Origin of the sequence: Phenylobacterium sp. (genome assembly GCF_004297125.1) — a bacterium.
GTDB lineage: Bacteria > Pseudomonadota > Alphaproteobacteria > Caulobacterales > Caulobacteraceae > Phenylobacterium.
Map to the genome: position 1 here is coordinate 208,754 of NZ_SCVD01000028.1, position 23,067 is coordinate 231,820.

Below are 23,067 nucleotides of genomic sequence, written 5' to 3' on the forward strand. Positions count from 1 at the left end.
GCCCCCTCAGACCTTCGTACCGGACGCCAACACACCGACGCGCTGCAACAGTTCGCGGTCCCAACTATACGGGTCCGAACGGAAGTGCATCTGCCCGTCCCCGCCGGCGAACGCCGTCCAGTAGAGGATGAACACCGGCGTCTGGACCGCCAGCCTCGCCCGCACCGTCTTGTCGCCCTCGAGTTGCTTGTCGATGGCCTCGCTGGTCCAGGTCGGATCGCCGTTCAGCAGCGCCTCGGCCAGGGCCCGCGGATGTTCCAGACGCACGCAGCCGTGGCTGGCGTTGCGCGCGTAGAGGTCGAAGCCGCCCTTCGACGGGGTGTCGTGCAGATAGACCGCGAACGGATTGTCGAAGTCGAACTTGAACCGGCCCAGCGCGCTCTGGTCGCCCGAGGCCTGCTGCAGGCGCGGCTGGCCGCCCTGGACGGGGATGATCCGGTAGCCGTGCTTGGCGAAATAGCCCGGATTGGCCTTCTCCTTCGGCCACAGCTCGCGCTGGGCGATGCCTGACGGCACGTTCCAGGGCGGATTGATCACCACGCTGTGGATCGACGAGACAAGCATCGGCGTCTCGTCGCCCGGCTTGCCCGAGACCGCCTTCATGGACATCACCGGCTTGTCGTCGCGGAACAGGGTGACGATGGCCGCGCCGGTGTTCACCTGCACCCGGGTGGCCGGCATGGTCGGCGGCATCCAGCGCCAGCGTTCCATGTTGGCGAGAATCTGCAGGATGCGCTGGCCCACCGGCTGGTTCAGGTACGCCAGCGTGCCGTTGCCGACCACGCCGTCGGGCTTCAGGCCATAGCGCCGCTGGGCGCGGATCACCGCCTCCTGCAGCGGCTTGTCGAAGATCGCCGGGCCGGTGTCGGCGACGGCGCCGTCCTCGACCGCCAGGCGGGCGCGGAGCGCGGCGACGCGCGGGTCCTTGGAGCCCAGCTCCATCTTCGGGCCCTCGATGATTGTCTTCCAACCGCCCTTGGCCGCGATCTCGCGGTAGCGGACCAGCCCGCGCTTGAGCCCGGCATACCCGGCGTAGCGAGGCGGCAAGCCATCGAGCCAGGCCTGCAGACGGCCCTCGGCCAGCGCCTTCGCCAGCTCGGGCGCCGGGTCGTAGGCGGCCGGACGCACCTGCCACAGCTCGGGGAACTTGTCGGGGTCCATGCGCCCGATGCGGACGTCATGGGCGTAGCGCAACAGGCCGGCGGTCAGGGCGGTCTCCTGGGCCGGGCTCAGCACGCCGTCGTCGGGAAGGCCGTCCGGGACATAGGCCTTGGGCTGCAGGCCGTGCAGATCGGCGGCGCGCAGCGCCTTCAGGGCGACCTGGGCCTGCCCAGGCGTCAGCGGGGGGATTTCGATCGGCGGCGGCGGAACCGGGGCGGCGGCGGCCGGAGGGATCTGCAGTACGGGTGGAGCGGCGGCCGGCTGCGCCATCGCCAGATCGCCCAACGCCAGGGGCGCCAAGGCGGCCAAAGCCAGGCAGCGCCCCATGCGTCCGCCCCGCAAGCCATCGCCGCCCATGTCTTTACCCGGTCCTTCTCTGTTGTTCGGGGTATCTACGCGCCCCGATGACCCTTGGATGAACGCATATCTGGTCCCAACCGACCGATGTGTCGACGGGCCCCCGCGACGTGGCAGTCCGACTGTCACATTCGGGCCACAACGAACGCGTTACGCGGTCGGATAGGCGTGGAGCCTCCCGCCGGGATCGGTGACCTCGCCATCACCGGCGTAGCACGGTCCGACCGGCGCCTTGCCGTGGCCGCCGGGGATGTCGAGCACATAGGTGGGCTGGCACAGGCCGGAGACCTTGCCACGCAGGCTCCGCATCAGCGCCTGGCCCTCGGCCAGGGTGGTGCGGAAGTGGGCGGTGCCGGGCGCCAGGTCGGCGTGGTGCAGGTAGTAAGGCTTGATCCGCAGCTCCACGAAGCGGCGCAACAGGGCCTCCAGCGTCGCCGCCTCGTCGTTGACCCCCTTCAGCAGCACGGTCTGGCTGACCATGGGGATGCCCGCGTCGAGGATGCGGGCGCAGGCGGCCTCGGCGGCGGGGGTGAACTCGTCGGGGTGGTTGGCGTGCAGGCCGACCCAGGTGGTTTTGCCCGGAGCCCGGAGCGCGGCGACCAGCCCTGGCGTGATCCGCGCGGGATCGACGACCGGCACGCGGGTGTGGAAGCGAACCACCTTCACATGGTCGATCTTCGCCAGCCGGGCCATCAGGTCGCGCAGGCGGCGGACCGACAGGATCAGCGGATCGCCCCCGGTGACGATCACCTCCCAGATTTCCGGCCGGCCGGCGATGTAGGCCATGGCCGCATCGAGCTGGGACGGCGACAGCGGCCGCACGCCGTCGGGCCCCACCATCTCGCGTCGGAAGCAGAACCGGCAATAGACGGCGCAGGCGTGGTTGGCCTTCAGCAGCACGCGGTCGGGGTAGCGGTGGACGATCCCCTCCACCGGGCTGTGGATCTCGTCGCCGATCGGATCGGCGCGCTCGTCGGGCGTGCGGTCCAGTTCGGCGGCGGCGGGCACGAACTGCCGGGCCATGGCGTCGTTGTCGGGGATCAGCTCGGCCATGGCGGGAGTGATCGCCACCGCGTAGCGGGCGGCCACGCCCTCCAGCTCCGCGAGCCGGTGCGAGGCGACGAGGCCGGCGTCGACCAGGTCTCTGGGTGTGCGGAGGGTGCGGGCGGTCATGGCGGGGCGCATATGGCCCATGCGGCGCCCCGCGGCAAATGAGACCCTAGGCCGCGCGCTCCTCGTCCAGGGCTTGGCGCACGCGGCGGGCGAGCTGCTCGATGGTGAAGGGCTTGGGCAGCAAGGCGCCCCGCACCCGCTCGGCGCCGCTGGCGTCGCGGGCGTATCCGGTGGTGTAGAGGACCTTCAGCGCCGGCAGCGTCGCGCGGGCCTGCTCCGCCAGTTGCAGCCCGTCCATGCCGGGCATCACGATGTCGGTGAACAGCAGGTCGGCGGCCGGGCGGGCGGAGAGCCATCGCAGCGCCTCGTCGGCGTCCGAGGCCTCGGCGACCGCGTAGCCCAACTCGCGCAGAGTCTCGACCGACAGCTGGCGCACCTCGGCCTCGTCCTCCACCACCAGCACGGTCTCGCCGTCCCGCGCGCGGGGCAGCGGGCCCGCAACCGGCTCCGGCGGCGGCGCTTCGGCCGCGGCGCCCGTCCAGCGCGGCAGGTAGATCGCCACGGTCGAGCCCTTCCCGACCTCCGAGCGGATGGTCACCCACCCGCCCGACTGGCTGACGAAGCCGTACACCTGGCTGAGGCCAAGACCGGTCCCGCGCCCGACCTCCTTGGTAGTGAAGAAGGGCTCGAAGGCCCGCTCGATCACGTCGGGCTCCATGCCGACCCCGGTGTCGCGGATGCGGATGGTCACATACTCGCCGGCCTCCGGTCCGCCGGGGTCGTCCCCGACGGGCGCCGTGACGTTGGCGGTCTCCAGGGTGAGACGACCTCCGTCGGGCATGGCGTCGCGGGCGTTGACCGCCAGGTTCAGCAGAGCGTTCTCCAGTTCGGCGGCATCCGCGTGCACCGGCCACAGGTCGTCGGCCAGGGCGGTCTCGATATCGACCGGCTCGCCCAGCGAGCGGCCCAGCAGCTCGGTCAGGCCGCCCATCAGCCGGTTGACGTCCAACGGCTCGGGACTGAGCCGCTGGCGACGGGCGAAGGCCAGCAGCCGGCCGGTGAGCACCGCCGCGCGGCGCGCGCCCTCGGCGGCGTTGTCGATGTAGCGCCCGATGCGCGGGTCTTCCGCCCCCGTCATGCGGCGCTTGGCCATGTCGAGGCTGCCGACCACGATGGCCAGCATGTTGTTGAAGTCGTGGGCGATGCCGCCGGTGAGCTGGCCGATCGCCTCCATCTTCTGCATCTGGCGCACCTGGCTCTCGGCGGCCTCGCGCCGGACCATCTCGCCGCGCAGTTCGCTGGTCCGCGCCTCGACGCGGTCCTCCAGGCCGGCGTTGACCTCGCGCAGCTCGGCCCGCGCCTGTTCGGCGAGCAGGGCCGCGCGGGCCTGCATCAGCACCGCGAACGTCAGCGCCAGGGTCACCGCCGCGCCGAGGACGGCGGTCCAATAGGCCAGCGACCGGTTGCTGCCCGCTTCGAAGGCCGGGCGCGTGCGGACGAGCAGGGTCCAGGGCCGGCCCGCGACCTTCACCACCCGCGTCGCCGTGAGCCGCGCGGGCCTCGCGGCGGACCCTGCGGTCCCGAACAGCAGGTTCTGGACGCGCGGCGCGCCGTCGTAAACCTCGACGTCGACCAGCCGCTCCGGGTTCGTCGGGAACACCGGCCGCAGCAGGTCGCCGGCCCGCAGCGGGCTGTAGGCGAAGCCCCGCAGACCGGTCCCGCCGCGCCCGTCGGAACCGGTGACCGGCAGGAAGATCAGCAGGCCGCGCTGGGGCAGGCCCCCGCTCTCCTGGACCAGGGTCACCGGGCCGGACATCGCCAGTTCCCCCGTCGTCGCCGCGCGGGTCATCGCCTCGCGCCGCGTGGCCTGGGTGAACATGTCGTAGCCGATCACCGCGGCGTTCCCGCCGGTCGGCGGCGAGAGGTAGACGATGCTGGTGTAGACCGGCCGCGATCCGGCCGGCCAGACGTGGAAGTCCGCGACGCCCTGCCGTTTCATCCGGGCCTCGAGCGCGTCGCGCGCCGGCTCGCCCTCGACGCGGGCCGTGTAGCCGATGCCGAGCACGCCGGGGTAGCGGCTGCCCAGCCCCAGCCGCCCGACGTAGGCGGAGAACTCCTGGGTCGTCACATCCTCGCTGGCCGCGAACAGGCCCGCCACCCCGCGCAGCAGGGCGCTGTGGCCCTCCATCCGCTGCTTCAGCGCGCTCACCGCCTGGTTCGCCTCGGCGCGCAACCGCGATGCGTCGCGGGCGTCGTTGGCGTCGAGGAGTTGGAGGGTCGTCATCAGGGTCGCGACCACGCCCACGACCAGCACCATCGCCGGGACGACCAGATGCGGTAACCAGCGAGAAAGGCTTAGCTTTGCCACCCGGCAAAGGGGTCGTCACACCGCGCTGAGTGTCAAGGTTAAAGCCGACGGCTCAGGCGACCGGCGTCCAGAGCACCTGCTCGATCCGGGGCGCCCCGGTCGCCAGCATCACCAGCCGGTCGAACCCGAGGGCGCCGCCGCTGGCCGGCGGCATCAGCGCGAGCGCCGCCAGGAAGTCCTCGTCCAGCGGGTAGGTCTCGCCGTAGAGCCGCAGCTTCTCGGCCATCTCGATCTCGAAGCGGCGGCGCTGTTCGGCCGCGTCGGTAAGCTCGCCGAAACAGTTGGCCAGCTCGACGCCGCAGGCATAGAGCTCGAAGCGCTCGGCGACGCGGGGATCGGCGGGCTTGGGCCGGGCCAGGGCGGCTTCCGAGACCGGGTACTCGCACAGGATCGTCGGCCGGCCGTGGCCCAGGTTGGGCTCCACCTTCTCCACGATCACCCGGCTGAACACGTCCGCCCAGCCGTCGTCGGCGGCGACGCGGACGCCGGCGGCCCGCGCTTCGGCCGCCAGGTCCCCGGCGAACAGGTCGACGCCCGCGTAGCGGTCGAAGGCCTCCGCCACCGTCACCCGCTCCGGCTCGGCGAACGGATCGGCGGCGACCCCGCGCCAGGTCAGCGCCGTTGACCCCGCGGCCTCGGCGGCCAGGCGCAGCAGCGCGCCGCAGTCGTCCATCAGCACCTCATAGGCGGCGCCCGCCCGGTACCACTCCAGCATCGTGAACTCGGGATGGTGCAGCGGCCCCCGCTCGCGGTTCCGCCAGACCTTGGCCAGGGTGAAGATCGCCGTCTCGCCCGACGCCAGCAGCTTCTTGGCTGCGAACTCCGGCGAGGTGTGCAGGTACATCGGCCGCGCCTCGCCCGCGGTGGTCAGCGCCTGGGTGGCGAAGGCGTGCAGGTGGGCCTCGTTGCCCGGCGAGACCTGCAGGGCCGCCGTCTCCACCTCGGTGAGCCCCTGGGCGTCGAACCAGGCGCGGACGGCGCGGGTGACCCGGCCCCGCGCGGCCAGGAACGGCTGGCGGTCGGGACGCCGCAAGGGGTCCCACCAGGGCGTTTCGACGGGCGAGCTCAACGGTGCGACCACGCGGGGGGCTGGAGATTTCGGCGCACATCGCTATAGGGGCGCCACAAGAATTTCATCAGCGGAATCGCGCGGGTCCGCCCGCCAGGCCCGCCGCATCTTCGAGGACCTACGTGAAAGTCATCGCCAGCTCGCTCCGGAAGGGCTCCGTCGTCGACATGGACGGCAAGCTCTACGTCGTCCTGACCGCCGAAAACATCCACCCCGGCAAGGGCACTCCGGTGACCCAGCTCAGCATGCGCCGCATCTCCGACGGGGTGAAGGTTTCGGAGCGCTGGCGCACGACGGAAACGGTCGAACAGGCCTTCGTCGACGACCGCAACTACACCTTCCTCTACGAGGACGGCGAGGGCTACCACTTCATGAACCCGGAGAACTACGACCAGGTCGTGGTGCCGCCGGACGTGGTGGGCGATGCGGCCCCCTGGCTGCAGGACGGCATGACGGTGACGCTGTCGACCCACGAGGGCGTGCCGATCGCGCTGGAGTTGCCCCGCCTGGTCACGTTCGAGATCGTCGAAACCGAGCCCGCGGTGAAGAACCAGACCGCCTCCTCCTCCTACAAGCCGGCCATCCTCAGCAACGGCGCGCGCATCATGGTGCCGCCCTACATCGCCGCCGGCACCCGGGTGGTGATCCTGACGGAAGACGGCTCGTACCAGGAACGCGCCAAGGACTAGGCGCTTCGCAAGGTTGATGGATCTCACGTTCGTCGAACGTGTTCTTCGAACGTTGAGAACCATGCCGCCCACCTCTTCTGGCGGAGGCATCAGAGGTTCTGGGGTGGCCGCTGGCGCAGCTTGGTCCTAACAGCCCCGCCCGATGGATCCTGATTTCTGGCTATTCGCGGCCGTCGGCTTCGCGGCGCAGCTCGTCGATGGCGCCCTGGGCATGGCCTATGGCGTCATCTCGACCTCGGTGCTGCTGAGCCTGGGGGTCAGCCCCGCCAACGCCTCGGCCAGCGTGCACGCCGCCAAGGTGTTCACCGGAGCGGCCTCGGGCGCGTCGCACATCTACTACCGCAACATCGACTGGCGTCTGCTGGCCCTGCTCTCGGGCGGCGGCGTGCTGGGCGGCGTGGTCGGGGCCTATGTGCTGACCTCCGTGCCCGGCGAGGCGGTGAAGCCCTATGTCGTGGGCTGGCTGTTCCTGATGGGCCTGGTGATCCTCTACCGGGCCTGGAAGCAGGCGCGGCCGAAGGTGTTCTCCTGGCGCTCGCCCTTCCCCCTGGGGCTGGTGGGCGGCTTCTTCGACGCCATCGGCGGCGGGGGCTGGGGCCCCGTGGTGACCAGCTCGCTGCTGGGCGCCGGCGCCGATCCGCGCAAGGCCATCGGCACCACCAATGCGGCGGAGATGTTCGTCGCCATCGCCACCTCCGCCGCCTTCCTGGGCAGCCTGCTCAGCGGCCATTGGGAGACCGCGGGCCTGCGCGGCCTCATGTGGTCCCTCGCCGGCTTGATCGCCGGTGGCGTCGTGGCCGCGCCCCTGGCCGGCTGGATGACCAAGGTTCTGCCTCTGCGCATCCTCACCTGGATCGTCGGCGTCCTGGTTGTGGGCTTGGCCATCTGGCAGGGCGTGGGCCTGCTCTAGCGCCCGGGCGGGGCGGCCCTTACACAGGGCGCTCAAGCTTCGAGAGTGCGTCCATGACTATCCGCCGCGGCCTCGGCCGCCTTCTGTTCGCCAGCGTCGCCGCCATCGCCGTCCAGGCCCACGCCGCGCCGAAGCCTACGCTGGCCGAACCCTCGCTCTCGTCCGACGGCGCCGAGATCGCCTTCGTGTCGGGCGGCGACATCTGGACCGTCCCGGCGGCCGGCGGCACGGCCAGCCTGCTGGTCACCGACTCGGCCACCGAGGGCCGTCCGCTCTATTCGCCCGACGGCCGCGAGCTGGCCTTCACCTCGACCCGGGCCGGCGCGGCCAACGTCTATGTCCTGACGCTCGCCACCGGCAAGCTGCGCCGCCTCACCTTCTCCGACGCCAACGAGCAGCTCGACGGCTGGTCGCGGGACGGCAGGTGGATCTACATCTCCGGCCCCTCGAACGACGTGGCCCGCCAGAACGACGTCTACCGCGTGGCCGCGACCGGCGGCACGCCGCTGGAAGTCAGCCGCGAGCGTTATCTCAACGAGTTCAACAGCGCCCCCTCGCCCGACGGCCAGTCCATCGCCCTGATGGCCAAGGGCATCTCCTCGACCCAGTGGTGGCGCAACGGCCATTCCCACATCGACGAGGCCGAGCTGTGGCTGAAGCCGGTGGCGGCCAACGCCCCCTACCGCAGGCTGCTGGGCGCCACCTCCAAGCGGCTCTGGCCCATGTGGGGCGCGGACGGCCGTACCCTCTGGTTCATGAGCGACGAGGGCGGGACCGAGAACATCTGGCGCATGCCGGTCGACGGCGGCGCGGCCCAGCAGGTAACGAAGTTCACCGACGGCCGGGTGCTGTTCCCCTCCATCGCCTACGACGGCAGGTCGATCGTCTTCGAGCGCGAATTCGAGATCTGGAAGCTGGACGTGGCGACCGGCGCCGTCGCCAAGGTCCCCGTCGCCCTGCGCGGCGCGCCGGCGGCGGCGGGCGAGCGGCGGCTGGTGGAGACCAGCTTCCGCAGCATGAGCGTCTCGCCCGACGGCAAGAAGCTGGCGGTGATCGCCCACGGCGAGGTCTTCGCCGCCCCCGCCAAGGACGGCGGCCAGGCCCAGCGCCTCACCGAGACCGCCGGGGCCGAGAGCGACCTCGCCTGGTCCCCCGACAGCCGCCGCCTGGCCTATGTCGCCGAGCGCGGCCGGGCCAGCCAGGTGATGGAGTACGACTTCGCCGCCCAGAAGGACCGGCCGCTCACCCCGGCCAGCGACTTCGACGCGGCGCCCGCCTATTCCCCCGACGGCAAGATGCTGGCCTACGTTCACGGCACGCGGCAGGTGCGGGTGATCGCCCTGGGCGCCGGCGCGGGCCGCGACACGGTGCTGTTCGAGGGCGCCCTGGACCGCAACGACGGCTCGAAGCTCGCCTGGTCTCCGGACTCCAAGTGGCTGGCGTTCGGGGTCACCGACCGCAAGTCGTTCCGCAACGTCTGGGTCGCGCCCGCCGCCGGCGGCGAGGCGAAGCCGATCAGCTTCCTGGCCAACGGGAACGCCGCCGACCAGATCGCCTGGTCGGCGGACGGCAAGTACGTCGTCTTCGACAGCGGCCAACGCAGCGAGCCGGTGAAGATGGTCCGCGTGGACCTGCTGCCCAACACGCCCAAGTACCGGGAGGACGCCTTCCGCGACCTCTTCAAGGCCACGCCGCCCGGCGCGCCGACCACGACCAAGGCCGACCCCAAGGACAAGGCCCCTGCCGCCAGGCCGTCCGCGTCGGAGGGCGAGGCCAAGGCCGAAGAGGACGCCAAGGACGACGTCCCCGCGCCGAAGGGCAAGACCCCAGTGGTGCGCATCGTCTTCGAGGGCATCCGCGAGCGGGCGACCTTCATCCCGCTGGGCGGCTCGGCCGAGGAGCCGGTGATCAGCCCGGACGGCAAGACCCTGGTCTACCGGGCCCGCCAGGGGGACCAGCAGAACCTGTTCAGCTACAGCTTGGACGAGCTGGCCAAGGAGCCGCCGGCCGGGCAGCAGCTCACGGGCGGACGCCGGCCCAAGCGCGACTACGCCTTCGGCCCGGACTCCAAGCAGATCTACTACCTCGACGGCGGCCGGGTCAGCGCCACGCCGATCGACACGCCCAAGCCCCGCTTCATCGACGTCACGGGCGAGATGGTCGTGCGTTTCGAAGCCGAGAAGCAGGTGGTGTTCGACGAGGCCTGGTCGACGCTGAACCGCGCCTTCTACGACGAGAAGTTCCACGGCCAGGACTGGACGGCGTTGCGCGACCGGTTCGAGCCGTTCGCGCAAGGCGCCCAGACGCCGGACGAGCTGCGCCGGGTGATCAACCTGATGATCGGCGAGCTGAACGCCTCGCACTCCGGCGTCAACCGGCCGACCGAGGGCTTCGGCGCGCAGCCGGCCTCGCGGGTTGGCGACCTGGGACTACGTTTCGATCGCGAGGCCTATGAGGCCGGCCGCGGCCTGGTCGTCCGCGAGGTGATCTCGCTGGGTCCGGCCGACATCGAGGGGTCGATCAGGCCGGGCGACGTCCTGACCGCCGTCGACGGCAAGCCAGCGGGCGCGGGGATCAACCTGGACGCCCTGCTGCTGGACCGCGCAGGCAAGCGCACGGTCCTCACCGTCGCCACCGGCGGCGCGAGCCGTCAGGCCGTGGTTCGCCCGGTCGCGCCCGGCATCGCCGCGGGCCTGCTCTATCGCCACTGGGTCAACGACCGTCGGGCCTATGTGGAGAAGGCCAGCGGCGGCCGCCTGGGCTACGTCCACATCCTGGACATGAGCGCCGACAGCCTGGACCAGCTCTACATCGACCTCGACGCCCAGAACCAGGGCAAGGACGGCGTCGTCATCGACGTGCGCAACAACAACGGCGGCTTCATCAACGGCTACGTGCTGGACGTGTTCAGCCGCCGCAACTTCCTGACCATGACCCCGCGCGGCCTGTTCGGCGTGCCCAGCCGCCAGAACCTGGGCCAGCGGGCGCTGGGCTCGCCGACCATCCTGGTCACCAACGAGAGCTCGCTTTCCGACGCCGAGGACTTCACAGAGGGCTATCGCTACCTGGGTCTCGGCAAGGTCGTGGGCGTGCCGACCGCCGGCTGGATCATCTACACCGGCGGCCAGAGCCTCATCGACGGCTCGACGGTCCGCGTGCCGTTCATCCGGATCCAGGGGGCCGACGGCAAGGACATGGAGCTGAATCCGCGCCCCGTGGACATCACCGTCGAGCGGCCGCTTGGCGAGACGTTGTCGGGCAAGGACAGCCAGCTCGACGCGGCGGTGGCCGAGCTCCTCAAGGGTTTGGGGCCCAAGCGGCCATGACCTCCGGGACAGCCAATGACACCGACGGGCGGCTGGCGTTGGCCTGGCGAATGGCGCCCCCGACCGTGGACTTCATCCTCAAGGTCGAGGAGGCCAGCCGCAACACCCGCGACCTGATCGACGGCCTGCTCTTCGCCGCGATCCAGTCCGCCAACGTCTCGGCGATCAGCAACGACCCGCACCTGCAGCTCGCCTATGCGACCCTCGCCGAGGCGCCGCCGGACGACCTGCGCCGGCCGGTCAGCGTGAGCGCCATCGCCCACTCGCTGCGCATGCCCTTCGAGACGGCGCGCCGCCGCATCCAGGCCCTGGTGCGGATCGGCGCCATGGAGGTCACCCCGAAGGGCATCCTGGTCTCGCACCGGGCCCTGGGCGGCCAGGAATTCCTGGCCAACGTGTTCGTCCGCCACGAGCTTCTCAAGGCCTTCTACTTCGAGATCAAGGCTCTGGGCCTGCTGCCGCCGGGCCCGCCGGGACCGCCGCCGGCCTCGGACGACCCGCCGGTGCGGCTGACCAACCGGCTGATCTGGGAATATATGCTGCGGGTCGCCGACGAGCTGGGCGCGACGGTCGGCGACGCGACGAACGGCGTCATCCTGCTGGCGATGGTCCGCGAGAACACCCTGGGGTTCGGGCCGGACGAACTCGCGGCCTGGGCGCGCGATCCCCTGAGGCTGGGGCGGCCCGTGCGCAACGGCCGGCTGGCGGGCCATCTGAATTTCTCGACCGAGACGCTGCGGCGCTACGTGATCGCCCTGGAGGCGCGGGGCTTCTGCGTGCGGGGGCCGCTCGGACTGATCGCCATCGCGCCGCCCGGGATCGGCGACACGCTGGACCGGATGGTGCTGGACAACCTCGTCAACCTGCAGCGGCTGCTGGGCCGGCTGCGCCAGTTCGGGGTTCTGTCCATGTGGGACGCCCCGCCAGCTCAGGCCGCGACCGGGACCCTGTAACGGTCTCGGAGGCCCTGATGACAGCTTGGCGGCTTGCCAAGGCCTGGCGACACGCCGAACGTTCGGCCATGGCCGAATTGGTCGATGCGTCGGCGAACCTGAACCTGGAAGACCCCCTCCTCTGGGAGACCGTCCGCGCGTCGCTCCGCTACATCCGCGACACCGCCCAGATCAGCCGCGGCGACGGCGACCTGCTCGACCCGCTGATCTTCACGGCCATCCTCGACGCCAACATGGCGCCGGTGAACCGCGACGCGGAGCTGCAGGTGATCTACGGCGGCGACATCTCCGCCCCCGACCATCTGCGCCGACCGGTCAGCATCAACGCCGTGGCCCAGTCGCTGCGGCTTCCTTTCGAGACCGTGCGCCGGCGGGTGAGCGGGATGGCGAAGCGCGGCGCCTGCATCCAGGATCCCCGCGGCGTGATCGTGCCCAACGCCGCGGTGATGTCGCCGGCCTACGTGGCCATCCAGCGGGCGCGCTACGACCGGGCGCGCCGGTTCTACCAGGTGCTCAAGGAGATCGGCGCCCTGCCCTCCGACGGGACCGCCGACCCCAGCGCGCCCACCGCCCAGCCGCTGGTGCGGGCGGCGAACCGCGCGCTGTCGGCCTATATGCTGCGGGCCTCCAGCGACCTGATCGCCTTGACCGGCGACGCCCTCAGCAGCCTGATCCTCTTGGAGCTGACGCTCGCGAACACCGAGGCGGTGGCGACCCCCGACCTGCCGGCCTGGGGCGCCGACCCGGCCGGCGGCCTGGCCACCCCGGTGCGGATCGCCCGCCTGTCGAAGAGCCTGCGCTTCTCGCCCGAAACGACCCGACGGCATCTGCTGGCGCTGGAGCGTGCGGGTTTCTGCCGGCGGACGACACGGGGCCTGGTCGCCGTTGCGCCGCCCGCCGCCTGGCCGGAGCTGGCCCGGCTGGCGGCGGCGAACCTCGCCAACCTGCATCGCCTGTTCGCCGCGCTCCGGCAGCTGGATGTGCTCGCCGCCTGGGACACGCCGGACGCCATCTGGCCCGCGGCGGTCGCCTGAGCTGGCGCGAACCGGCGTCCGCGCTACAAGGGACAGTCACACTCGGGGAAGTTCAGCATGATCCGGTCCGCAGCCCTGGCGGTGGGCTTCGCTGTCGTCGCATCCGCGGCCCAGGCCCAGTCCATCAGCCCCTACGCCTCGGCCGGCGAACAGCAGGCGGCCCTGACCGACGGGCGGACCACCTCCGTCGAGCTGGTGCGGGCCTATCTGGACCGCATCGAGCGGATCGACCGCGCCGGGCCGAAACTGAATGCGGTGCTGACGCTGAACCCCCGCGCCCTCGACGACGCCAGGCGCCTCGACGCCGAGCGCAGGGCCGGCAAGCTCCGCGGGCCGCTGCACGGCGTCACGGTCCTGCTCAAGGACAACATCGAGACCGCCGACGGTACGGCCACCACCGCCGGCTCCCTGGCGCTGACCGCCAACGTCACCGGCCGCGACGCCCCGATCGTCACGCGGCTGCGCGAGGCCGGGGCCATCGTGCTGGGCAAGACCAACCTCTCGGAGTGGGCGAACTTCCGGTCCACGCGCTCGATCAGCGGCTGGAGCGGCGCGGGCGGGCTGGTGCGCAACCCCTACTCCCTCGACCGCACGGCCTGCGGCTCGTCCTCCGGCTCCGGCGCGGCGGTGGCCGCGGGCCTGGCCGCCTTCGCCATCGGCACCGAGACCGACGGTTCGGTCACCTGCCCGGCCGCCATGAACGGGGTCGTGGGCCTGAAGCCCACGGTGGGGCTCGTTGCGCGCACCCACATCGTGCCGATCTCGCCCGCCCAGGACACCGCCGGGCCGATGACCCGCACGGTGGCCGACGCGGCGGCCATGCTGAACGTCATCGCCGGGAGCGACCCGTCCGATCCGGCCACCAAGGACGCCGACGCCAGGAAGGCCAACTACCTGGCCGGCCTCAAGCGCGACGCGCTGAAGGGCGCGCGGATCGGGGTGTGGTTCCCCTGGAAGGGCCGCTCGCCGCAGACCGACGCGGTGTTCGCCGCGGCCCTGAAGACCCTTGAGGACCAGGGCGCGGTGCTGGTGGAGATCAAGGGGCCGGACGACGCGACCAACAGCAGGATCGCCGAGCTGGAGAGCGACACGCTGCGCACGGAATTCAAGGCCGCGCTCAACGACTACCTCGCCTCGACGCCGGCCGCCGTGAAGAGCCGGACGCTGGACGACCTGATCGCCTTCAACAAGGACGAGCCGCGCGAGACGCCGCTGTTCGGGCAGGAGATCTTCGAAGCCGCGGCCGCCAAGCCGCCGATCACCGATCCCGGCTACGTCGAGAAGCGCACGGTCGTCCGCAAGCTGGCCCGCGACAGCCTGGACAGGATGCTGGGCGACAACAGGCTGGACGCCATCGTCTCGCCTAGCGGCGGCCCGCCCTCGGTGGTGGACCCGGTGAACGGCGGCCCGTTCTTCGGCTCGCCGTCGCGGCTGCCGGCGGTGTCGGGTTATCCACACCTGACCGTGCCGGCCGGCTACGCCACCGGCCTACCGGTGGGGCTTTCGTTCCTGGGTCCCGAGTGGTCGGAAGCCCGGCTGCTGGCCCTGGGTTACGCCTTCGAGCAGGCCGCCAAGGTCCGACGCGAGCCGGAGTTCCTGCCCGACGTCGGCGCCCGCCCGGAAATCGGCCGCGCCTATGATCCGCGCTAGCAACGGTCGGGCCTGCAACTTCGGCCGCGCCTGCGGGTTATCCGCCCTGCCAGAGGTCCGACTGGAGGGAGCCCCGTCATGATTGCGCGCGCGGAACGCAACGGCCTTGAAAGCGCCGCCGTAAGCCATGACATCCCGTCCCGGCCGGCTAGTATGGCCAGGCTGCATGTCCGGAAGGGATTCCCCGCTGGCCCCGCTCAGGAAGAGACGACCGATCCGGCGCGCGACCCTTAAGGCCCTCAAGGCCAAGGTCGTCGGGCCGGAGTCTTCGGCCGATCTGTTCAACGCCGCCGCCAGCAGCATCATCGCACGGAGATCGGGCCGCGTGTTCGACGCCACCGCCCCCAGGTACGCCAACCTGATCCGCCTCGAACCCGAGGCCGCCGCCTCGCTGACCGAGCCGCATGGCCCGGCGGGCTTCCACCTGATCGACACGACTATGATGTACGCGCCGCAGTCCGGCGGCGTGAAGCGCTACCTGATGGCCAAGCGGGCCTGGCTAGCCCGGCGGCGGCCGGACGTGCGCCATACCTTGGTCGTGCCCGGGGCCCGGACCCGCGCCGAGGCCGATGGCCTGGTGACCGTGGCGGCCACCCGCCTGCCCTTCGGCAACGGCTACCGGATGCCGGCCAGCCTGTCGAAGTGGGAGACCGTGCTGCGGCTGCTGGAGCCCGACGTGATCGAGGCCGGCGACGTCTTCGTGCCCGGCCACGCCGCGCTCTACGCCGGTGAGGCCCTGGGGGTCCCTGTGGTGGGCTTCTGCCACACCGACGCCGCGGCCCTGGCCGCCCTGCACTTCGGCGAGTGGGCCGAGGCGCCCACCTTCAACTTCTGGGCCCAGGCCTATCAGCGGTTCGACCATGTGGTCGCCCCCAGCCGGCACATGGCCGCGCGCCTGGCCGACGCCGGCGTCCACCGCATGTCGATCCAGCAACTGGGCGTCGACACCGCCCTGTTCGACCCCGCCCGCGGCGACCGCCCCCGCCTGCTCCGCAAGCTGGGCCTGGCCGCCGACACCCGCCTGCTGGTCTTCGCCGGCCGCCCGGCGCGGGAGAAGAACATCGACTCCATGGTCGCCGCCGTCGAGCGCCTGGGCGCGCCCTACAAGCTGCTGCTGGTGGGCGCCGGCAAGGACGCGGCGTGGTCGCCCAACGTGATCAGCCTCGATTTCGAGCGCGACCCCGTCCGCCTGGCGACCCTGCTCGCCTCCTGCGACGCAGCCCTGCACGCCAACGAGAACGAGATCTTCGGCCTGTTCGTCCTGGAGGCCATGGCCGCCGGCCTGCCGGTGGTCGGCTCGCGCCGGGGCGGGGTCGGCGAGCTCATCGACGCCTCGGTGGGCCAGCCCGCCGACAACGTGGAGCCCTCAGGCCTGGCCGAGGCCATCGAGGCCCTGTTCGCCCGCGACATGGCCGCCATCTCCCAGGCCGCGCGGCGGCGCGCCGAGACCCGCCACGGCTGGGACGCGACCTTCGAGGCCCTGACGCGGCTCTACAGCAGCCTGATCTCCAGCCGCGAACCCCTGCCGCTGACGGCCTAACGCCCCGTCGGCAGGTCCTTGAACGCCACGTCCTTGTCGACCCGGATGTCGCCGGGCAGGCCCAGGACGCGCTCGGCGATGATGTTCTTCAGGATCTCGTCCGTGCCGCCGGCGATGCGCAGCCCCGGCGCGCCCATCAGCGAGGCGTGGAAGCCGCCCTTCAGCGGGGCCAGCGCCGGGTCGTTGATGATCCCGTACTGATCCAGCATCTCGACCGCGGCGTTGCCCAGCTCCTGCATCTGGACCGCGGCGACCACCTTGCCGATCGAGCTCTCCGGCCCCGGCGTCTGGCCGCGGCTGAGCGCGGTCATGGTGCGGTTGCGGGTGTGCTCCAGCCCCTTGGTCTGCACGTACCAGTCGGCCAGCTTCTCGCGCACCGCCTGGTCCTTGATCACCGGCGCGCCGTCGAAGCCGGTGATCCCGCGCGCCGCCTCCAGGAACTGGCTCCAGCCCGCGCCCGACGGTCCGCCCACCGCCAGCCGCTCGTTCATCAGGGTGACCAGGCTGACCTTCCAGCCGTCATTGACCGCCCCCAGCCGCTGGCTGTCCTTCACCCGCACATCGGTGAAGAACACCTCGTTGAAGCCCGAGCCACCGGACATCTGGTGGATGGGCCTGACCTCGATCCCCGGATCGCTCATGTCGACCCAGAACATGGTCATGCCCTTGTGCTTGGGCGCCTCGGGATCGGTGCGGACGATGACGATGCCGAAGTTCGAGAACTGGGCCCCCGTCGTCCACACCTTTTGGCCCGAGATGATCCAGTCGCCCGAGCCGTCGTCCGCGCGCACCGCCTTGGTCCGCGCCGCCGCCACGTCGGACCCGCCGGAGGGCTCGGAGAACAGCTGGCACCAGATCTCCTCGCCGCGCAGGGCCGGGCCCACGAACCGGGTCTTGGTCTCGGCGTCGGCGAAGGCCATCACGGTCGGCACGCACATGCCCAGTCCGATCTGGAACGGGTTCGGCGGCACCGGATACTTGGCCTCCTCCGCGTTGAAGATCACCTGCTGGATCGGCGTGCCGCCCTGGCCTCCCCACTCCTTGGGCCAGGTGATCTGGGCGTACCCTGCGGAGGCTTTGCGGGCCTGCCAGGCCTTGGACGCCGCCATCGAGTCGCCGCCGCCCTCCAGCTCGTCGGCGGCCCCCGCCGTGCGGGTCTTCGGCGCATTGGCCTCCAGCCAGGCGCGCACTTCGGCGCGGTAGGCGGCCTCTTCAGGAGAGTCGTTGAAATCCATTCCCGGTCCCCATCGTCAAATCAGCAAGGCGCGCTTGCGCGCGATAAACCACGGACCACACGGACCACACTGACGAGGAAGCCGATGGCGCCAAGGCCTCGCCCCCTTCGCCCGTCCGTGCGGTTCGCGTGGTCCGTGGTTCCAAAATTCCCGCCTCCGGCGGTTCTCATGCCGCGTTACGCCGTTCCAGGTGGCTTACGAGCCGCTCCTTCCAGACCCGCGGCGCGCCGGCCACGAGGCTGAGCTGGCGCGAGCGGCGGTAGTAGAGGTGGGCGTCCACCTCCCAGGTGAAGCCGATGCCGCCGTGGGTCTGGATGTTCTCCTTGGCGCCGAACCAGAAGGCCTCCGACGCCGCGATCCGCGCCGCGCTTGCCGCGATGGGCAGCTCCGGCGCATTGGTGTTCAGCGCCCAGGCCCCGTAGTAGGCGTTGGACCGCGCCAGCTCGTTCTTGACGTAGATGTCGGCCAGCTTGTGCTTGATGGCCTGGTAGCTCCCGATCAGCCGGCCGAAGGCGTAGCGCTCCAGCGCATAGGCCTTGGCCATCTCCAGGCAGCGGTCGGCGCCGCCGCACTGCTCGAAGGCCAGCAGCACCGCGGCCCGGTCGGTCACCTGCTCCAGCAGCGCCAGCCCCTCGCCCGCCGCGCCCAGCCGCTCCGCCGAGGCGCCGCTGAACGTCAGCTTCGCCGCGTCGCGGGTGGGGTCCAAGGTCTGAAGCGGCTCACGCGTCACACCCGAGGACATCTCCACCAGGAACAGCCCCGGCTGGCCGTTCTCCTTGGCCAGGACCAGGGCGTGGGTGGCGATGTCGCCGTCCGTCACCGGCAGCTTCACGCCCGAGAGCTTGCCGCCGGACACGCTCGCGTGCACCGCCGCGGCGCTCAGCAGGCCCGGCCCCTCCGACGTCGCCACGCAGCCGATGACCTCACCCGCCGCGATCTTCGGCAGCAGCGCGGCCTTCTGTGCGTCGGACCCGGCCAGCATCAGCGCCTCGGCCAGGAAATAGACCGTGGACGCGAACGGGATCGGAGCCACCACCCGGCCCAGCTCTTCGGCGATGGCGCAGAGCTCGATATGCCCCAGCCCCAGCCCGCCGTGCTGCTCGGGGATCGCCGCCCCCAGCCAGCCCTGCCCGGCGACGGCCGCCCAGAGCTCGGCGTCATAGGCCTTGGCGTCGTCGTCCAGCACCTTCCGCACCCGGCTGGTCGGACAGTTCGCCTCAAGGAACTTCCGCGCCTCGTTCTTCAGGAACTTCTGGTCGTCCGAGAAATCGAAATTCATGGCCCTGTCCCGCCGGCTTGACCGGTCTGGCGTTTCCTACGGGCCAAGCATTGCGCGCGGACGAGGCTCAAGAAAAGCGTGACCTCGCGTCAGGCCACGGGGGCCCGGCGGCTGCAGTTCGCGGGCCCTCGGCGCGGCGCAGTGCGGCGCAGCGCGAGGTGATCCAGATCAAGGAGGCCGCCGCCCACTAGGGTTAATTTTCCTCGCGTCTGACAGACGGCGCGCTCCCGCTGCAGATTTTCATCAACGCGATCAGCTTTCTATGCCCTGGGGGCGGGCGCCGAAGGCTGGACTGAAACGAGGGACGACATGAAGTCATCTTGCTTCCGGGTCATGGCGATCGCCTTCGCCCTACTGTTCGGCGTGGTCGGCAACTCGTTCGCTCTGGTGCCGATCGTCGGCAATGGGGTCAGCATCGGCAGCGCCATCGTCGGCACCCTGCCCTGGAACGAGGACGGTATCGGCTGGTGGGACCCCGTCGCCACCAGCGCCATACTGAAGGGACGCGTGACCCTGCAATACGACCCGGCCGCGTACCAGATCGTCCAGTTCGGCTGGTTCGGCGACTTCGGCGCCGACCCCTCGATCGCCGCGCCGGCGGTGATCACCGGCGCGCCCGACCCCGCCTGGCTGTCGACGTTCGTGCTTCAGCAGGCGAACGGCGCGATGACCAGCAGCGTCTCGATCGACAACCTCGCCGGTCTGATGGTGGTCAACTTCGATTGGGGTCCCGATGGCTATACGCCCCCGTCGACGGACCATTTCAACTTCTTCGGCTACACCTTCACCTCGCCGGCCGGCGCGACCACCGAGACCATGCAGGCCGCTATTACCGGTCCCTATGGCCCGGGCAAGATGGTGGTGCTGGGTGGTCCGCAGGACGTGGCGCTGAACGGCGACAATGCCTCCACCTTCATCCGCTGCACCGGCGGCTATTGCGGCGTGAACCCGGTGCCGGAACCCGCCACCTGGGCCCTGCTTCTGGTCGGCTTCGGCGCCATGGGCATGGCGTTGCGCCGCCGTCGCGGGACGATGCTGGGCGCCTGAGCCCCTGGCGGCGTCAGCCGGCGGTAGAGCGCGTGGGGGTGGAGCCCCACGCGCCCTCTCGTGTCGTCCCGATTTCGCGAAGCGAAGACCACCATGACACGAGGGGGAAACTCCCCGGCGGACCAGGACGAAGACGACAAGCCGGACCCGCCCGACGATTCCGCCTGAACGGCGCGAGACGCCGATCCAAACGAACCACGGAAAACACGAAGAACACGGAAAGATCCCGGAGAGGCCCCGCCCTCCGGGCGCCCTTCCGTGCTTTCCGTGGTTCCCCTGCCGCACCGCCTCAACCGGGGCTGAAGGCGTGCGTCCTGGAGAAGCTGCCGACCAGGCGTCCGCCCTCCCACAGCTCCGCCGCCTCGTCGGGCGGCAGCAGGGCGCGGGTCTTGTCCACGGCCTCGTCGTCGCCGGACGCCTGGAGCGCCTCGCCCTCCCGCAGGCGGCCGCCGGGCCCGACGTAGTAGATCCTGTAGCTCGTCAACGCCGCCACCCCAGCTCATCTACGTGACGATCCTTGCTTTGGATAACATGGTTCTGTCCACCATCGACCCCGCCGACCCCGAAAGTTGCGCCCACACGCCTTGGCGCCGCCCAACTCCGACGCCTAGATGGGCGCCATGCGCACCGACACGCCCCAGCCGATCCGCCTCTCCGAGTATCGTCCGCCGGCCTTCCTGGTAGATGAGGTCCATCTGACCTTCGACCTGGCCCCCAACACCACCCGGGTGAAGGCGAGGCTGGCGGTGCGCCGCAACGGCGACCACAAGGACCCGCTGGTGTTCAACGGCGAGCGGCTGAAGCCGCTGTCGGTGGCCATCGACGGACGGGTGCTGGCCGAGGGCGAGCGCACGATCGACGACGAGTTCCTCACCATCCCGGACGCGCCGGACGCCTTCAGCCTGGAGACCGAGGTCGAGATCGACCCGGAGAACAACAAGGCGCTGGAAGGCCTCTACATGTCGGGCGGCCGCTACTGCACCCAGTGCGAGTCCGAGGGCTTCCGGAAGATCACCTTCTGGCCCGACCGGCCCGACGTGCTGTCCAGGTACACGGTGCGGATCGAGGCCGACAAGGCGATCCGTCACCTGCTGGCCAACGGGAACCTGGTCGACCAGGGCGACCTGCCCGGCGGCCGCCACTTCGCCGTCTGGAACGACCCCTTCCCCAAGCCCAGCTACCTGTTCGCCCTGGTCGGCGGTGAGCTGGACGTGCTGGAGGACAAGCTCACCACCATGAGCAGCCGCGTCGTGGATCTGCGCATCTTCGTCGATCCCGGCATGGCGCCGCGCGCCGCCTACGCCATGGACGCCCTGAAGCGTTCGATGAAGTGGGACGAGGAGGCCTACGGCCGCGAGTACGACCTGGACCTGTTCATGATCGTCGCCGTCCGCGACTTCAACTTCGGGGCCATGGAGAACAAGGGGCTGAACGTCTTCAACTCCTCGCTCCTGCTGGCCGACCCGGCGACCGCGACCGACGTGGACTACGAACGCATCGAGGCCGTGGTCGCCCATGAGTATTTCCACAACTGGACCGGCAACCGCATCACCTGCCGCGACTGGTTCCAGCTCTGCCTGAAGGAGGGCCTGACGGTCTTCCGCGAACAGGGCTTCTGCGCGGACATGCGCGGCCATGCCGTGGGACGCATCAAGGCGGTGAAGGCGCTGCGTATGCGCCAGTTCGCCGAGGACCAGGGGCCGCTGGCCCACCCGGTCCGGCCTGCGGCCTACATGAAGATCGAGAACTTCTACACGGCGACGATCTACGAGAAGGGCTCCGAGGTCATCGGGATGCTGAAGACCCTGATCGGGGCCGAGGCGTTCCGGAAGGGCATGGACCTCTACTTCGACCGCTGGGACGGCCACGCGACGACGGTGGAGGCCTTCATTGAATGCTTCGCCGAGGTGTCGGGCCGCGACCTGACCGACTTCTTCGCCTGGTACGAACAGGCCGGCACCCCGCGGGTCTCGGTGGCCGGGACCTACGACGAGGCGACCAAATCCCTCGAGCTGACCCTGACCCAGGCCAATCCGCCCACCAACGGCCAGGAGGCCAAGCGGCCCTTGCCGATCCCGGTGACCCTGGGGCTGCTGGACCACGAGGGCCGCACCCTGGCCTTCGAACGCGACGGCCAGGCGGTCGACGAGACCGTGGTGGTGCTCGACAAGGCCGAGATGAAGCTGACCCTGACCGGCGTCGACAGCCTGCCGGTGGTCTCGGCGCTGCGCGGCTTCTCGGCCCCGGTGGTGCTCAAGACCGACGCCCAGCCCAAGGAGCGCTACGTCCAGCTCGCCTCCGACCCGGACCTGTTCAACCGCTGGGAGGCCGGCCAAGACCTGGCCGCCGACCTGATCCTCAGCCGCGCCGCCGGCAAGCCGAACGAGGTCGGCGAGGAGCGTTACGCCGAGGCCGTCGGCCGCGCCCTGGTCGACCAGGCCTCCGACCCGGCGTTCAAGGCCCTTCTGCTGGCCCTGCCGGCGGAGACCGACCTGGCGCTGCTGCGCAATCCCGTCGACCCCGCCGCGATCCACCAGGCCCGCGACGCCCTTCGGCTGCGGCTGGCGCTGCACCTGAACGCCGAGCTGCGCCACATCCACACCGGCCTGCAGGACCTTGCCCAATTCTCGCCCGACGCCGCCGGCGCGGGGCGGCGGGCCCTGCGCAACGCGGCTCTGGAGCTGATGGCCGCCAATCCCCGCGCCGAGATCGCCGACATCGCCTTCGGCCACTACCAGGCGTCCATCAACATGACCGATATGATCGGCGGCCTGAACGCGTTGATGCTGATCGGCGGGCCGCTGTACGAGGAGGCGCTCGCCGATTTCTACGCCCGCTGGAAGGACGAGCCCCTGGTGGTCGACAAATGGTTCGCCCTGCAGGCGCGCGACCCCGGCGAGGAGGCCCTGGGCCGGATCCTGGGCCTCACCGCCCACCCCGCCTTCGACGAGAAGAACCCCAACCGGCTGCGGGCGCTGGTCTCCAGCCTCGCCAACTTCAACCCGGCCCGCTTCCACGATCCCAGCGGCGCGGGCTACCGCTTCCTGGCCGACCAGATCATCGCCGTGGACCGGTTCAATCCGATGACCGCGGCGCGCCTCGTCGACCCGCTCGGCGGCTGGAAGCGGCTGAAGCCCGAACTGGGCCAACTCATGCGTGCAGAGCTGGAGCGTATTGTCGCGATCGAGGGCCTGTCGAAGAACGTTTACGAATTGGCCACTCGCGCACTCGACTGATGTTTCGATTGCCCGCGATGACCGCGGGCTACGGATCAGCTTAGACTTCCGTCCGGTTCGGGAGACCGGGCGGCGGGCGATGAGGGAGCGGCGGCCTTGG

The 23,067-nt window shown here is 70.8% G+C and carries 16 protein-coding genes; 9 read left to right on the top strand and 7 right to left on the bottom strand.

Going from position 1 to position 23,067, the window contains the following annotated elements:
• Nucleotides 1-6: 6 nt before the first annotated feature.
• The 4 genes from EPO51_RS21085 to epmA form a co-directional block, all read right to left on the bottom strand.
• Nucleotides 7-1,488 carry a L,D-transpeptidase family protein gene (locus EPO51_RS21085; RefSeq protein ID WP_293354274.1) on the bottom strand — a complete coding sequence of 494 codons (1,482 nt, stop codon included), beginning with the start codon at nucleotides 1,486-1,488 and terminating at the stop codon, nucleotides 7-9.
• Between the two features lie 180 nt (nucleotides 1,489-1,668).
• Entirely contained in the window at nucleotides 1,669-2,691 is a 1,023-nt protein-coding gene (locus EPO51_RS21090; protein ID WP_293354276.1) for a lysine-2,3-aminomutase-like protein, read from the bottom strand.
• Between the two features lie 46 nt (nucleotides 2,692-2,737).
• Entirely contained in the window at nucleotides 2,738-4,948 is a 2,211-nt protein-coding gene (locus EPO51_RS21095; RefSeq protein ID WP_293354278.1) for a CHASE domain-containing protein, read from the bottom strand.
• A gap of 103 nt (nucleotides 4,949-5,051) precedes the next feature.
• Nucleotides 5,052-6,080: an EF-P lysine aminoacylase EpmA gene (epmA, locus tag EPO51_RS21100; protein WP_465246617.1), complete on the bottom strand. Its 1,029-nt coding sequence runs from the start codon at nucleotides 6,078-6,080 to the stop codon at nucleotides 5,052-5,054.
• A 110-nt stretch (nucleotides 6,081-6,190) separates the two neighbouring features.
• Between epmA and efp the strand changes: the two genes are divergently transcribed.
• The 7 genes from efp to EPO51_RS21135 all read left to right on the top strand — a co-directional run bounded on the left by efp (nucleotide 6,191) and on the right by EPO51_RS21135 (nucleotide 16,170).
• Nucleotides 6,191-6,757 (top strand): elongation factor P, encoded by a 567-nt coding sequence (efp, locus tag EPO51_RS21105; protein WP_293354282.1) that lies wholly within the window; start codon nucleotides 6,191-6,193, stop codon nucleotides 6,755-6,757.
• A gap of 142 nt (nucleotides 6,758-6,899) precedes the next feature.
• The gene (locus EPO51_RS21110) at nucleotides 6,900-7,667 is read left to right on the top strand and encodes a sulfite exporter TauE/SafE family protein (RefSeq protein WP_293354284.1); all 768 of its coding nucleotides are present in this window, start codon (nucleotides 6,900-6,902) and stop codon (nucleotides 7,665-7,667) included.
• A 53-nt stretch (nucleotides 7,668-7,720) separates the two neighbouring features.
• Nucleotides 7,721-10,993, top strand: coding sequence for a S41 family peptidase (locus EPO51_RS21115; RefSeq protein ID WP_293354286.1), 3,273 nt, complete (start codon nucleotides 7,721-7,723; stop codon nucleotides 10,991-10,993).
• On the top strand, nucleotides 10,990-11,946 hold the full coding sequence (locus tag EPO51_RS21120; protein WP_293354288.1) for a hypothetical protein: 957 nt from the start codon (nucleotides 10,990-10,992) through the stop codon (nucleotides 11,944-11,946). Before EPO51_RS21115 ends, EPO51_RS21120 begins: the two co-directional genes overlap by 4 nt.
• A 17-nt stretch (nucleotides 11,947-11,963) precedes the next feature.
• A complete protein-coding gene (locus EPO51_RS21125; RefSeq protein WP_293354290.1) occupies nucleotides 11,964-12,980 on the top strand; it encodes a hypothetical protein in 1,017 nt (338 codons plus the stop codon).
• A gap of 57 nt (nucleotides 12,981-13,037) precedes the next feature.
• Complete coding sequence (locus EPO51_RS21130) at nucleotides 13,038-14,630, top strand: amidase (protein WP_293354292.1); 1,593 nt, start codon at nucleotides 13,038-13,040, stop codon at nucleotides 14,628-14,630.
• 166 nt (nucleotides 14,631-14,796) lie between these two features.
• Nucleotides 14,797-16,170, top strand: coding sequence for a glycosyltransferase (locus EPO51_RS21135; protein ID WP_293354294.1), 1,374 nt, complete (start codon nucleotides 14,797-14,799; stop codon nucleotides 16,168-16,170).
• Here EPO51_RS21135 and EPO51_RS21140 read toward each other — a convergent pair.
• The gene (locus EPO51_RS21140) at nucleotides 16,167-17,405 is read right to left on the bottom strand and encodes an acyl-CoA dehydrogenase family protein (protein WP_293354296.1); all 1,239 of its coding nucleotides are present in this window, start codon (nucleotides 17,403-17,405) and stop codon (nucleotides 16,167-16,169) included. The two genes, EPO51_RS21135 and EPO51_RS21140, sit on opposite strands and share 4 nt — an antisense overlap.
• Before the next feature lie 166 nt (nucleotides 17,406-17,571).
• A complete protein-coding gene (locus EPO51_RS21145; protein ID WP_293354298.1) occupies nucleotides 17,572-18,684 on the bottom strand; it encodes an acyl-CoA dehydrogenase family protein in 1,113 nt (370 codons plus the stop codon).
• 309 nt (nucleotides 18,685-18,993) lie between these two features.
• Here EPO51_RS21145 and EPO51_RS21150 point away from each other — a divergent pair, with 309 nt between their 5' ends.
• Nucleotides 18,994-19,731 (top strand): PEPxxWA-CTERM sorting domain-containing protein, encoded by a 738-nt coding sequence (locus EPO51_RS21150; RefSeq protein ID WP_293354300.1) that lies wholly within the window; start codon nucleotides 18,994-18,996, stop codon nucleotides 19,729-19,731.
• Nucleotides 19,732-20,020: 289 nt separating this feature from the next.
• Here EPO51_RS21150 and EPO51_RS21155 read toward each other — a convergent pair whose 3' ends face one another.
• Entirely contained in the window at nucleotides 20,021-20,224 is a 204-nt protein-coding gene (locus tag EPO51_RS21155) for a hypothetical protein (RefSeq protein ID WP_293354302.1), read from the bottom strand.
• A gap of 127 nt (nucleotides 20,225-20,351) precedes the next feature.
• Between EPO51_RS21155 and pepN the strand changes: the two genes are divergently transcribed.
• Complete coding sequence (gene pepN, locus EPO51_RS21160) at nucleotides 20,352-22,967, top strand: aminopeptidase N (RefSeq protein ID WP_293354304.1); 2,616 nt, start codon at nucleotides 20,352-20,354, stop codon at nucleotides 22,965-22,967.
• The last annotated feature ends 100 nt before the right edge of the window (nucleotides 22,968-23,067 follow it).

Coding starts and splice junctions, on each gene's coding strand:
- EPO51_RS21085 (WP_293354274.1), bottom strand. CDS start 1,488: ATGGGGCGCTGCCTGGCTTTGGCCGCCTTGGCGCCCCTGGCGTTGGGC.
- EPO51_RS21090 (WP_293354276.1), bottom strand. CDS start 2,691: ATGACCGCCCGCACCCTCCGCACACCCAGAGACCTGGTCGACGCCGGC.
- EPO51_RS21095 (WP_293354278.1), bottom strand. CDS start 4,948: ATGGTGCTGGTCGTGGGCGTGGTCGCGACCCTGATGACGACCCTCCAA.
- EPO51_RS21110 (WP_293354284.1), top strand. CDS start 6,900: ATGGATCCTGATTTCTGGCTATTCGCGGCCGTCGGCTTCGCGGCGCAG.
- EPO51_RS21115 (WP_293354286.1), top strand. CDS start 7,721: ATGACTATCCGCCGCGGCCTCGGCCGCCTTCTGTTCGCCAGCGTCGCC.
- EPO51_RS21120 (WP_293354288.1), top strand. CDS start 10,990: ATGACCTCCGGGACAGCCAATGACACCGACGGGCGGCTGGCGTTGGCC.
- EPO51_RS21125 (WP_293354290.1), top strand. CDS start 11,964: ATGACAGCTTGGCGGCTTGCCAAGGCCTGGCGACACGCCGAACGTTCG.
- EPO51_RS21130 (WP_293354292.1), top strand. CDS start 13,038: ATGATCCGGTCCGCAGCCCTGGCGGTGGGCTTCGCTGTCGTCGCATCC.
- EPO51_RS21135 (WP_293354294.1), top strand. CDS start 14,797: ATGTCCGGAAGGGATTCCCCGCTGGCCCCGCTCAGGAAGAGACGACCG.
- EPO51_RS21140 (WP_293354296.1), bottom strand. CDS start 17,405: ATGGATTTCAACGACTCTCCTGAAGAGGCCGCCTACCGCGCCGAAGTG.
- EPO51_RS21145 (WP_293354298.1), bottom strand. CDS start 18,684: ATGAATTTCGATTTCTCGGACGACCAGAAGTTCCTGAAGAACGAGGCG.
- EPO51_RS21150 (WP_293354300.1), top strand. CDS start 18,994: ATGAAGTCATCTTGCTTCCGGGTCATGGCGATCGCCTTCGCCCTACTG.
- pepN (WP_293354304.1), top strand. CDS start 20,352: ATGCGCACCGACACGCCCCAGCCGATCCGCCTCTCCGAGTATCGTCCG.